The 12501-nt window shown below is 37.4% G+C and carries 12 protein-coding genes; 2 read left to right on the plus strand and 10 right to left on the minus strand.

Annotated features, from left to right (window positions below; genetic code table 11):
* Position 1 precedes the first annotated feature (1 nt).
* From rpe to OCV53_RS01645, 10 genes are all read right to left on the minus strand, one after another.
* Positions 2–661 carry a ribulose-phosphate 3-epimerase gene (gene rpe, locus OCV53_RS01600; protein ID WP_022374418.1) on the minus strand — a complete coding sequence of 220 codons (660 nt, stop codon included), beginning with the start codon at positions 659–661 and terminating at the stop codon, positions 2–4.
* A 134-nt stretch (positions 662–795) separates the two neighbouring features.
* Positions 796–2436, minus strand: a complete 1641-nt coding sequence (locus OCV53_RS01605; RefSeq protein ID WP_022374419.1) for a Na/Pi cotransporter family protein — start codon at positions 2434–2436, stop codon at positions 796–798.
* 250 nt (positions 2437–2686) lie between these two features.
* Entirely contained in the window at positions 2687–4711 is a 2025-nt protein-coding gene (gene ftsH, locus OCV53_RS01610) for an ATP-dependent zinc metalloprotease FtsH (protein ID WP_055196358.1), read from the minus strand.
* An 87-nt stretch (positions 4712–4798) separates the two neighbouring features.
* Entirely contained in the window at positions 4799–5203 is a 405-nt protein-coding gene (locus tag OCV53_RS01615) for a protease complex subunit PrcB family protein (protein WP_022374421.1), read from the minus strand.
* Between the two features lie 37 nt (positions 5204–5240).
* Positions 5241–6545 (minus strand): pyrimidine-nucleoside phosphorylase, encoded by a 1305-nt coding sequence (locus tag OCV53_RS01620; RefSeq protein WP_022374422.1) that lies wholly within the window; start codon positions 6543–6545, stop codon positions 5241–5243.
* A gap of 561 nt (positions 6546–7106) precedes the next feature.
* Positions 7107–7259, minus strand: a complete 153-nt coding sequence (locus tag OCV53_RS01625) for a hypothetical protein (RefSeq protein ID WP_242852081.1) — start codon at positions 7257–7259, stop codon at positions 7107–7109.
* Between the two features lie 66 nt (positions 7260–7325).
* The gene (locus tag OCV53_RS01630) at positions 7326–7868 is read right to left on the minus strand and encodes a hypothetical protein (RefSeq protein WP_242852082.1); all 543 of its coding nucleotides are present in this window, start codon (positions 7866–7868) and stop codon (positions 7326–7328) included.
* Positions 7862–8596, minus strand: a complete 735-nt coding sequence (locus OCV53_RS01635) for an ABC transporter ATP-binding protein (RefSeq protein WP_022374424.1) — start codon at positions 8594–8596, stop codon at positions 7862–7864. The genes OCV53_RS01630 and OCV53_RS01635 overlap by 7 nt, the downstream gene beginning before the upstream one ends.
* Positions 8593–8955, minus strand: coding sequence for a GntR family transcriptional regulator (locus OCV53_RS01640; protein WP_022374425.1), 363 nt, complete (start codon positions 8953–8955; stop codon positions 8593–8595). The genes OCV53_RS01635 and OCV53_RS01640 overlap by 4 nt, the downstream gene beginning before the upstream one ends.
* Positions 8956–9144: 189 nt before the next feature.
* A complete protein-coding gene (locus OCV53_RS01645; RefSeq protein ID WP_022374426.1) occupies positions 9145–10005 on the minus strand; it encodes a DUF4866 domain-containing protein in 861 nt (286 codons plus the stop codon).
* A gap of 42 nt (positions 10006–10047) precedes the next feature.
* On the opposite strand from OCV53_RS01645, the gene OCV53_RS01650 reads away from it, so the two are divergent.
* Both OCV53_RS01650 and OCV53_RS01655 read left to right on the plus strand, forming a co-directional pair.
* Positions 10048–10935, plus strand: coding sequence for a LysR family transcriptional regulator (locus OCV53_RS01650; protein ID WP_022374427.1), 888 nt, complete (start codon positions 10048–10050; stop codon positions 10933–10935).
* 6 nt (positions 10936–10941) lie between these two features.
* Positions 10942–12264 carry a threonine/serine exporter family protein gene (locus tag OCV53_RS01655; protein ID WP_055196360.1) on the plus strand — a complete coding sequence of 441 codons (1323 nt, stop codon included), beginning with the start codon at positions 10942–10944 and terminating at the stop codon, positions 12262–12264.
* The last annotated feature ends 237 nt before the right edge of the window (positions 12265–12501 follow it).

Raw genomic sequence — 12501 nt, forward strand, 5'->3', positions numbered from 1 at the left:
TTTATTGTGCCTCCATAGCTTTTAAAATTTCTTTTGTGCTGGATGCGATGTCTCCGTTAAATACGGCTGATCCTGCAACGAAAACATTTGCTCCACATTCTTTTACATGTGCAATATTCTTCGCTGAAATTCCACCATCTACTTCAATATCAATATCCAGACCTTTTTCTGTGATGATTTTTCTTAATTCTTTAATCTTATCATCCATTTTATTGATATAAGACTGTCCGCCATAACCTGGGTTAACTGTCATGATCAGGACCATGTCAATATCTTCTAATACATAATCTAATGCAGATAATGGTGTTGCTGGATTTAAGGATACTCCTACCTTCAATCCTTTTGCTTTTACCTGCTGAATTGCTCTGTGAAGATGTTTTGTTGCTTCTGCATGAAGCGTGATCACATCTGCTCCAACTGCTGCAAATTCATCAATATATCTCCCTGGCTCTTCAATCATTAAATGCACATCAAATACAGCATCTGTAACTTTGCGAAGAGACTTGATCACAGGAAATCCTAATGAAATATTAGGTACAAACATTCCATCCATAACATCAATGTGTACCCATTTTGCACCTGCTTCTACAGCTTCTTTCACATCAGCTCCAAGATTTGCAAAATCTGCTGACAAAATTGATGGGGCTAAAATATAATCCATAACTCTTTTCTCCTTTACACACCTGTTTTCAACGCTCTTTTTAGTATAACGTATTGTTTGAAACAAGTCTAGTTACTATGAAAAAAAGAACCTTCTTAATTTAATAAGAAGGTCCTTTTTTATGAATTTGCTTTCTATCCTCGTTCGATGATCTTAGCCATCTGTTTCGCAACATTCCATGCATGATCTCCGATACGTTCAAAGTCTGTTAACATCTCTGAGAAAATAATACATGCCTCGTCGTTACATTCTCCTTTATTGATACGTTCCAAATGACTTTCATAGAACTCTTCTGTCTTCTGATCAATAAAGTTTTCTGAATCATGAACTTTCTGAAGCCATGCCTGTGTATCATCCGGTTTCTTGGAAATATTATGGAACATCTTTTCACAGATCATTTTCATTTCTTTCATCTGTTGTTTTGCTGAATCTGAAAAGACGATCTGTTTTTCTTCAATCAGCTTTGTGTAATCGCAAATATTAACTGCATGATCTCCAATTCGTTCAATATTGCTTGTCATATCAAGATAAGATCCAATATTTTTTGAAGCTTTTACATTCGCCTCATGTGCCATCATTTTTGCTGCCGCTCTTGAAATTTCTTTATTCAGATAATCAATATAATCTTCTCTCTTATCTACATCATCTAACGATTTGCTGCTTCCTGCTAAAAATGCATCAAAACTTTCATCTACATTAACTCTTGCCATCTCAAGCATTCTCTGAATCTCATTTCTTAGGTTCTGTAAGTTGATCGCTGATGTACCGAACGTTGCATCAACTCTTGTATCAACAGATTTGATGTATTTTAAATGTTTGTGATGTTCTTTTTCTTCCTCTTTCTCTGGAAGGATCTTTGTTGCAAGTTTTGCAAGATAATTTCCAAATGGAATCAGAAGGATTGTTGTACTGATATTAAATAATGTATGCATATTCGCAATCTGTTTTGTAATACTGCTTCCACTAAATGCTGCCACATAATCTGTGATTGGTGTGATCAGACATAGCACTGTAAAGATTGCTGTTCCAATGATATTGAAACTTAAATGGATGATCGTTGCTCTCTTTGCACTTCTCTCTGTTCCAATGGATGCTAATATTGCTGTGATACATGTACCAATATTCTGTCCAAATAATACAAATGCTGCATCATGGAAGCTGATAATTCCACTTAATGCCAGTGCCTGTAAGATACCTACAGATGCAGAAGATGACTGGATCACTGCTGTAAAGATCATACCTGCAATGATTCCGATCAATGGATTTGAGAATCTTGTCATAAGGTTGATAAATGGTGGATACTCACGAAGTGGTACCATTGCATCTCCCATCATATTCATTCCGACAAATAAGATACCAAGTCCTGCGATGATTTCCCCAACAAACTGTACTTTTTCATTCTTTGAAAATACAACAAGTGCTACACCAATAAACGCGATCAATGGTGCTAAAGCCCCAACGTCTAAAGCAATTAACTGTCCTGTAATTGTTGTACCAATATTAGCTCCCATGATGATCCATACTGCCTGATTTAATGTCATCATTCCAGAATTTACAAATCCTACGACCATAACTGTTGTCGCTGAAGATGACTGGATCACAGCTGTGATCAGAGCTCCTACGATAATTCCTAAAAATCTGTTAGATGTCAGTTTTTCCAAAATGTCTTTCATTTTATTTCCAGCAACGGATTCCAGTCCATTACTCATCATCTGCATACCATAAAGGAATAATGCTAATCCTCCTAGCAGACCTAAAATGTTTGTACTGCTCACTTTTCTTTCTCCTTTTGTTGTTTTACATTTTTTTCACTTATTTTTTACAACAGTTTTATTTTAACTTATTTTCAAGTTGAGTAGTGTTAAATCTATGTAAAATTTTAATTGCATGGACTGCGCAGCTTGAAAACTTTACCTTTGGCATCCTTTTATATCAGCTATATGGAAAAAATGCGGAGACATTCTATTGATCGTCTCCGCATTTTCTTATTGTATTTGCATTTTGTTTTCTATGAATTCTGACGAATTATTCTTCATCGTCATCATCTTCAACCCATTGAGCATATCCTGTGTTAAATGTTGATGTATTCACTTCGTCTGTCTTAGTCTCAGAAACTTCAACATTTTCCTGAGTATTTTTTTCAGTTTCTACATCTTTTTCCATTGTCTCTGATACATTTTTCTCAGACTCTTTTTCCGGATTCTTGTATTTATTGAAGATTTCCATAAATTCTTTTCCTGTGATCGTTTCACGCTTGATCAAAAACTGCGCTGCTTCGTCAAGAATGTCCATATTTTCACGAATATATGTGACTGCTTTAGCGTAAGCTTCTTTTAACATCTTCATGACAACTTCGTCAACCTTGGCTGCTGTTGTCTCTGCACAGTTCATAACGGCACGTCCGTCAAGATATCGGTTTGTGATAGATTCCAGTCCAATCAGACCAAATTCTTCTGACATACCGTACTGTGTAACCATTGCTCTCGCGATCGCTGTTGCACGTTCGATATCATTGGAAGCTCCAGTTGTGATCGTGTTGAATTTCACTTCTTCTGCAGCACGTCCACCGAAAAATGCTACAAGATCTGCTAACATCTCGTCTTTCTTATTCAGATATTTTTCTTCTTCTGGACGCTGCATTGTATATCCAAGTGCTCCCATTGTACGAGGCACGATCGTGATCTTCTGTACTGGCTCTGATTCTTTCTGTAATGCCATAACCAATGCATGTCCAACCTCATGGTATGCAACGATCTGTTTCTCTTCATCACCAAGGATTCTATCTTTCTTCTCTTTACCAGCGATGACAACTTCAACCGCCTCAAATAAATCCTTCTGTGAAACAGCTTTTCTTCCGGCTTTGACAGCTCCTAGGGCTGCTTCGTTGATCATATTTGCAAGATCAGATCCTACAGCTCCGCTTGTTGCTAATGCGATTTCTTCAAAGTCAACAGTCTCATCCATCTTAACGTCTTTGGCATGTACTTTTAATGTCTCAATTCTTCCCTTTAAGTCTGGACGTTCTACGATAACTCGACGGTCAAAACGTCCTGGACGAAGAAGGGCTTTATCCAAAACTTCTGGACGGTTTGTAGCTGCAAGGATAATGATACCTTTGGATGTATCAAAACCATCCATCTCTGCTAATAAGGCATTCAGTGTCTGTTCACGTTCGTCATTTCCTCCACCATGCATACCGTTGTCACGGCTCTTACCGATCGCATCGATCTCGTCGATGAAAATGATACATGGTGCCATCTGCTGTGCCTGTTTAAATAAATCACGGACTCTTGATGCACCAACTCCGACGAACATCTCTACGAAATCAGATCCGGAAAGTGAAAAGAATGGTACTCCTGCCTCACCAGCTACAGCTTTGGCAAGCAATGTCTTACCAGTTCCCGGAGGTCCTACAAGCAATGCACCTTTTGGAAGCTTCGCACCAATCTCTGTATACCGTTCTGGGTGATGGAGAAAATCAACCATCTCTGTCAGTGTTTCCTTCGCTTCACCCTGACCTGCAACATCTGCAAATGTCACGCCCGTCTTCTTCTCAACATATACTTTTGCATTGGACTTTCCAACTCCCATCATACCGCTGCTTCTGCGCATCATCATAACAAGGAATCCAAAGATCAGTAAAGTAGGGATCAAACTGATCGCTACGGATAAGAATGTATCCATCGGATCTTCTGGTTCCTGCTCAAATGCGATCTTACTCTTGATCAGACGATTAACCAGTTCATAATCACCACTGATTCTCTGTACTGTGTAAGTTGTTTTGTAAAAAGGATTTCCCTCTTTCTTTGGTGTCACTTTTAACTGAGTGTCTGTTACTTTTACACTCTTTACTTGATCCTTGTCAACCATTGTGACAAATTTATTGTATGAAATCGTTGTCTCGGTTCCATTTCTCCATTTTGTTATGATGGAATTGAAAAAGATTGTTCCAAGAATAGAAACTACAAGAAAAACAGCTAAATACTTGGCATTTCTCTTCTTGTTATCTTTGTCATTCTTATCATTTTTATTATTCTGTTGATTATTCAAATGTCAGCTCCTCCTTTGATTCATAAGCACCATTATATGTTTTCTGATTTTATAAATCAATAAAACTATTCTAAACTTTTTATAATTTTAGTGAAAAATTACATCTTTTTCGTAAAATTGGCTTTTTAATATGATATATGGATAAGATATTCCCTTTCTCTGGTGCTCTTTTGTAACCCCGATCAGCGTTGTATCAATATAAATATGTGACTGATCCTGTGTAAATTCTTTTACTTTGATCTTATATCCACTCCCTGGCTGTCTTCCGTAACCTATGACATAATAAGTAAAGTCTCCTGTTGTATATGTAAAATGAAAAGTTTTCTTCTTCTCCTGGTCGATCAACTTTCCAAGTTCCTCCGGAACTACATTTCTTGTGCATACTACATACGTGACTTTCTCCTGTTCTCCATTTTCTTTTTTTCTAAGACAACCTGTCTGTATGATTGATAACATGCAAAATAAAATGATGCAAAGTCTCCATTTGTTCACAGATATTTTCCTTTTTAATCATTTTATGCAATTTGATTTAAGATAATACTTGTTTGATCATCTGTGGTTTCTCTAGCTGATCCTTTGCTATATGGAAATTTTCTTTAAAATGTTTCACTGCCTGTCTGACTTTCTCCTCTTCATTTCCATAAATCGTTGCCAGCAAATCTCCTTTCTTCACTGGATCTGCAACTTTCTTTGAAAATACTAATCCAACTGACGGATCGATCTGACTGTCTTTCGTCTCTCTTCCACCACCAAGGATCAATGAACAGATTCCTATCTCCTGTGCGTTAATATGTTCAACAAATCCTTCTTGTTCTGAGCGTATTTCTTCTATTACATGTGCCTGTTCAAACAGTTCTGGATGATCTATATATCTTGTATCACCGCCCTGTGCAGCCACAAACTGTTTAAATTTTGCAAGTGCCTTTCCATCTCTGATCGTAGTTCTTACCATGGATACTGCGTCATCAAATTTCTCTGCAACACCTCCAAGCATCAGCATATGAGAGGCTAGTGTTTCTACCAGTTCCGTGAAATCTCCTGGTCCATTTCCTTTCAGCGTATCAATCGCTTCCTTAACCTCCAGAATATTTCCAACTGCCATTCCAAGTGGTTCATCCATATTCGTGATCACTGCTGTCATCTTTCTTCCAGCACTTTTCCCGATATCAACCATCTCCTGTGCTAATTTCACAGCTTCTGATTTTTCTTTCATAAATGCCCCACTGCCAGTTTTCACATCTAACAAGATTGCATCTGCACCAGCTGCCAGTTTCTTACTCATAATACTGCTCGCAATCAAAGAAATCTGATCCACTGTCGCTGTCACATCTCTCAATGCATACAAAAGCTTATCCGCAGGTGCCAGATTCTTTGTCTGTCCCATAATGGAAACACCTATAGAGTTTACTTGTTCTTCAAATTGTTCATCTGTCAACTGCGTTGAAAATCCTGGAATACTTTCAAGTTTATCAATCGTGCCGCCCGTATGTCCAAGTCCACGTCCAGACATCTTCGCCACAGGAATTCCAAGAGATGCAACGATCGGAGTCAATGCAAGAGAAGTCTTATCTCCAACTCCTCCAGTACTATGTTTATCTACCTTAATGCCTTTAATTCCTGACAGATCTAACATCTCACCACTTTGTGCCATTGCCATCGTAAGCTCATAAGTTTCTTCCTTATCAAGCCCCTGAAAACAAATCGCCATCATCATCGCAGACATCTGATAATCTGGGATCCTCCCATCTGTATATTCACGGATCATCCAATCTATTTCATCTTTTGTCAAGACATTGCCCTGTCGTTTTTTTAATATGAGATCGTACATTCGCATAGGTTGTTCCTCCTTTTCTTTCTATTATATTTAGTATATCACAAGATGAACAGTTGTATGACAATGACTTCATAAAGAACAGGTATGTTTTGGAATTCATTAAATTTCTTATGCATACCTGTTCTTTGTTGTTATCCATTATTTTTATTTCGTCACAACTGTTTTCTTTCCACTCCAGCTAGAATAATAGTTTACTTTTGATACCGTTTTATAAGTACGAACCTGAACATAATATTTTTTCTTCTTGCTAAGACTTGAAAAGTTGCCTGTGTTAATACTTTCACTGCTGGATTCTTTACTTTTCCATCGTAAATATAAGAAGTCTGTGTAAGAAGCCTGCTTTTTCCTCTGCCCTGACGCCGATTGTTCACGTATCAATTTATTATTTTTCTTGATGCCAAGACAGAAAAAGACCGCCCTACTCTGAGAAAGTAAGCGGTCTATAAAACTTATATTAATCAGCTAAACCGTCATCGGTAGCACCTTTTTATATTATTATATTAATATTTGATCAACTTTCTTAACATATGTTCCCATCTTCTCATTGTATTTTCTCTTTTTCTACTCTAAGTTCAATTTCTTTGTTAATATCACTTCTGTAATGATATGATAAATAACAATGATCACAATATTCTCTACAAGATAGATCCACAGATCACTGTCAAATCCAAATGCGTTCTGCAGGTTTGAACCCATATTTCCTAAACTTTCCATTGTTGGAATTCCAATAAGTGATACAATGATTGATAATGCTGCATATGCCACAAATGCAAACAGGAATCAATTGCCGTTGCTCAGCTGTCCGATCACCATTGCTGCGTATACATGATAAATACTGCTTAGCAGACTTACCACCGCTATGATTGCTCCATATCCGATCCATGGTCCTGCGTGTACTTTGATGACCCAATTTCCAAAATACGTTGCGGTATCCATAAGTTTTACTGGACTGATCGCTATGATCTCTACCCCTAATAAAGAGATCACAAAAGCAGTTCCACAACTGATGATCAATGCACTGATCACTTTCGATAAGATCAGGCTTCTTGTTGTAACTGGCAATGTAAACATTAAATATCCTTCTTCTTGAAGCAATCCTTTCCAGAACCGCTGGATCACAATGATCACGTTCACGACAAAAATCGCAACGATCACTGCAACAATAACAACAAGACTGAATACGATCATCGTATTTCCAATTCCCTCAAGGTTGGAACGAATGCTAATTCCAAAGATGATTCCCATCACTAAAAGTACACCCCATAATGGTGCTAAAATCTTTGCTAATGCTTTCAGATCATACTTAATTAATTTGCCTAACATACTTCGTCCCCTCCTCTGTATACATCCGTATGAAATATCTCACGAAACAGGGCATCGATAGATTTGCCGCTTTCTTCTCTTAAGTCATCGGCTGATTTGTATGTAACGATGCTTCCTTCTTTGATAAAAATAACCTCGTCCATGATCTTCTCGATATCTGCGATCAGATGTGTGGAAATGATCACTGTTCCTTCCTCATTGTAATTGTTTAAGATCGTATCTAAGATAAAATCCCTGGCTGCAGGATCAACTCCTGCGATTGGTTCATCCAGTAAATAGAGTTCTGCTTTTCTACACATTACCAGAACTAACTGAACTTTCTCTTTATTTCCTTTGGATAAGCTTTTGATCTTGGCTTCTGGATTGATCTTTAATGTCTCACACATTGCCTCTGCTTTCTTACGGTCAAAATCTTCATAGAAATCTTCAAAGAAATTCATTAAATCTGAAATCTTCATCCAGTCTGCAAAATACATCTTATCTGGCAGATAACTGATGATCTTCTTGCTATCCACACCTGGTGCTTTGCCGTTCACTTTGATCTCACCTGACGTTGGCTGTAACAACCCATTTAATAACTTGATCAGTGTTGTCTTCCCAGATCCATTCGGTCCTAGAAGTCCGATGATCTTTCCTCGCCCTATTGTTAAATTCACCCCATTCAGGGCTTCTTTCTTTCCGTACCTTTTCTCTAAATTGGTTAATTCTATTAAATTCAAATCCTTCATTCTTCCTCTTCCTTTCCGATCAATGCAACTGCATCTTCCTTATTGTATCCAAGTTCCTCTAAATCCCTGATATATTGTTTTACGATTCTGTGTGCGATGTCTTTTCGGCATTCTTCTACCTTCGCTATATCTTCTGTGACACATCGTCCGCTTGTTCGGTTGGTGATCGTTAAACCATCCTGATCAAGGGCTGATAATGCTCGTTGCATCGTATTGGGATTCACCCCTGCTTCTCCTGCTAGATCCCTAACACTTGGCAGTTTCTCTCCACTTGAATAGATTCCTGATACGATTCTCTTGATCATCTGTTCCTTGAGCTGTGTCCAGATTGGCCGTCCATCATCTATCTTCCAACTCATACTACTCCTTCCTTCTCATTGTATTATTGTATTACTTCCTTAATACAATAATATTGTATGTCACTTTTTTTAAAATGTCAATATGCTTTATTATTTTTATCCAATAACATAAAAGACACCGCACGATAATTTCATGCGATGTCTTTTATGACTACTACTATTGGTAACTATGAATGAGATAGTTCCTTTCTATTTGATCATTGACAGGATTCGTTCTCTGCATCCCAGTCCAATACCATTGGCCTGTTCGATGTTTTTCTCTAGTTGGTGTTCAAAGTGACGGAAAGGAAGAAAAATACCGATTTCGCTGCTTGGTTGTTCAAATTTGTTTTCATCCATTATACCATAATACATGAACGCTCTTGGTAATTGTTCTTCCAGTCTCATCATAAAATCCCATACAATGCTGTAGACTTCATTGTCTTTAATATTTTCTTCTACTTCTTTTGGAAGTTTAAATAATAAAAGAATTCCAATATGTTCTCCGATCTTCATGGTATTGATCTCATTTCTTTGTCTATAATCATGTTTTTCACGGAATCCATATGCAAGACAAATCTCATAATCAGGAATATCATCTGCCTGATTTAAAATTTGCTTATACATTTTGTATTGTTTTGATGAAATCTGTTTGTTTACTTTTATCTGTTTGATCAATTCTCCTTCTGAATCTGTTAATCTTACCGGATTTATCACTCCTTTGTCATTAAATCTTATTGGAATCAAAAAAGCATTTCTCAGCAGATCAAACATACTATTTCCGCAGATTTCCATCAAGAAAGCGGACAAATCTCTGTTTTGATATGCATCAAACAGGGCTTTCACAAATTGTTTTTCCGAAAGATTACGATTTCCACTGTTGGCAAACTCTTCATAAAATAACTCTCGTAGTCGTTCGCAAGCATCTTCGTTTTCCAAAATCTTTTCAAATATGTGCTCTGCGTTTTCTTCTCTTGGAAAAATTGTTTCCACGCTGATCATCCCTTTCTTGACTTTTTCATCAACTGTATTATACTTTAGTAAGAAAGATATGTAAAATATATATATCATATCATCAACATACAAATTTTATATAACAAGGAGATTGAAATCATGCCTTTTGATTATTATCGTATATTTTATTTTGTTGCGAAATATAAAAGCTTTTCAAAAGCTGCAAAAATCTTACACAATAACCAACCGAATATCACTCGCTGCATGAATATTATGGAAAGTGAATTAGGCTGTACTTTATTTATTCGTTCCCATCGTGGAATCAAACTTACGCCAGAAGGAGAACAGCTTTATGCACATGTAGCAATTGCAATTCAACAGATTTCCTCTGGAAATGATGAATTGAATCGAACAAAGAATTTAAAATCTGGAACAGTAACGATAGGAGTAAGTGAAACCGCTCTTCACTTGCTTTTATTGCCAAAATTAGAGAAATTTCATAAACTTTATCCACATATTAAGTTAAAAATTTCCAACCATTCAACACCACAGGCAATTAAAGCTTTACGAAAGGGATTTGTTGATTTCAGCATTGTAACAACTCCATTATATTGTGAACATCCACTACAGTCTCAACAACTTTGTTCTTTTCGCGATATTTTGATTGGTGGTCCTTCTTACAAGGATATTGGATTTTCTCCAAAAAGGCTTCGTGATCTGCAGGATTTTCCATTTATTTCATTGAATGAAGGAACTGCAACCAGAAACTTTTATGAAAAATATTTTTACCAGAATCAATTGGTATTTTCTCCAGATATGGAGACTGCTACGACAAACCAGATCTTATCACTAGTGCAGCACGATCTTGGAATTGGTTTTTGTCCAGAAACTCTTGCTAAGGATTCTATAAAGCGCGGAGAAGTCGTGGAAATATCTGTGAAAGAACATGCAAATCCTCGAGATATCTGCCTTATTACCGATTCCACCAGACCTATCGGAACTGCTGGAAAGAAATTGTTGGAAATTCTTATGGACTCGGAGGTGTAATATTATATGGAAGAAGAATTTCATAATCATATGCGGATACCATGGCATGATTATACGAGAAAAAGCCTCGGACATCCGATCACAGAAGCCTCATTAAGTGAAAAAGCCTCGATCATCGGCCGTACCGGAATTATGCTTTTGTCATGTGGAACCGGAGCCTGGAGAGTACGCAGTTCTATGAACACACTTGCCAGAGAGCTTGGAATTACATGTACTGCCGATATTGGTTTATTATCAATTGAATATACCTGCATTGATGGTGGTGATTGTTATACAGAATCTTTATGTCTGTTTAATACAGGTGTCAATACATCAAAACTTTATCGGATGGAACTATTTGTTAACAAATTTGCTACAAACTGCAAGAAAATGTCTGGAGATGAGCTTCACACCCTTCTTGATCAGATTCATGAAATCCATGGATTTTATTCCCCACCATTTCTTGGATTAGCTGCGGCAGTTGCATGTTGCGCATTTACCTTTTTGCTTGGTGGTGGTCCGACTGAGATGTTTTGTGCATTCTTAGGTGCCGGTGCCGGAAATTATCTTCGGGCGAAAATGAATCAGCATCATTTGACTTTATTCCTATGCACCGCTGCAAGCGTTGCTTTGGCATGTGTTGTATACACAATTTCATTCATGGCATTAAAATCTGGATTTGATGTTTCGATACACCATCAAGCTGGATATATCTGTTCCATGCTTTTTATTATTCCAGGATTCCCATTTATCACAAGTGGCATTGACCTTGCGAAACTAGATATGCGATCTGGAATGGAACGTTTAACTTATGCGATCATCATTATCGCTGTAGCAACTTTAACTGCCTGGATGCTTGCTTTGGTACTTCATTTGAAACCAATGGATTTCCTTCCACTTGGTCTTAATAAATTTCAGTATCTGATCTTCCGTTTGATCGCAAGCTTTTTTGGAGTGTTAGGATTCTCTGTGATGTTTAACAGCCCGTTACGACTTGCCGCTACCGCAGGTTTGATCGGAGCGATTGCCAATACTACTCGTCTGGAACTTGTGGATCTTGCTTCTTTTCCACCAGCTGCGGCTGCATTCCTTGGTGCTTTGCTTGCCGGACTTCTGGCATCTATGATCAAGACTTCGATTGGTTATCCTCGAATCTCTCTGACGGTTCCTTCAATTGTTATTATGGTCCCTGGATTATATTTGTATCTGGCAATTTACAATATTGGTATTACCTCGATCAATACTGGTGCTTATTGGTTTACAGAAGCTTTTCTTATTATTATGGCGTTGCCTCTTGGATTGATCTTTGCAAGGATTATTACAGATAAGACATTTCGTCAGTGTTCTTAGAAATGAATATAGAGTCGGGCTTAAAAAGTCTGGCTCTTATTTTTATGTCTCTACATAGAACAAACACAAAAACTTTACCCCTGGTTTTATCATGGTCCTGCATACTTTCCTTCCTATAAATCAAAAAAATCCCTCTTTGCAATTTCTCACAAAGAGGGATTTGATTTATTAGATTAAGATTATCTAAGGGACACATCCTCTCAACTAAGTTCATCTTTCGCCTGTGGCTCGGATTCA

Origin of the sequence: Anaerostipes amylophilus, from assembly GCF_025567365.1 — a bacterium.
GTDB lineage: Bacteria > Bacillota > Clostridia > Lachnospirales > Lachnospiraceae > Anaerostipes > Anaerostipes amylophilus.

Bases quoted from the DNA above. Each gene is read 5' to 3' on its own strand.
- OCV53_RS01620 (WP_022374422.1), bottom strand. From the start codon at position 6,545: ATGCGAATGTACGATCTCATATTAAAAAAACGACAGGGCAATGTCTTG.
- OCV53_RS01645 (WP_022374426.1), bottom strand. From the start codon at position 10,005: ATGATATATATATTTTACATATCTTTCTTACTAAAGTATAATACAGTT.
- OCV53_RS01640 (WP_022374425.1), bottom strand. From the start codon at position 8,955: ATGAGTTGGAAGATAGATGATGGACGGCCAATCTGGACACAGCTCAAG.
- OCV53_RS01650 (WP_022374427.1), top strand. From the start codon at position 10,048: ATGCCTTTTGATTATTATCGTATATTTTATTTTGTTGCGAAATATAAA.
- OCV53_RS01625 (WP_242852081.1), bottom strand. From the start codon at position 7,259: ATGGAAAGTTTAGGAAATATGGGTTCAAACCTGCAGAACGCATTTGGA.
- OCV53_RS01635 (WP_022374424.1), bottom strand. From the start codon at position 8,596: ATGAAGGATTTGAATTTAATAGAATTAACCAATTTAGAGAAAAGGTAC.
- OCV53_RS01630 (WP_242852082.1), bottom strand. From the start codon at position 7,868: ATGTTAGGCAAATTAATTAAGTATGATCTGAAAGCATTAGCAAAGATT.
- OCV53_RS01655 (WP_055196360.1), top strand. From the start codon at position 10,942: ATGGAAGAAGAATTTCATAATCATATGCGGATACCATGGCATGATTAT.
- rpe (WP_022374418.1), bottom strand. From the start codon at position 661: ATGGATTATATTTTAGCCCCATCAATTTTGTCAGCAGATTTTGCAAAT.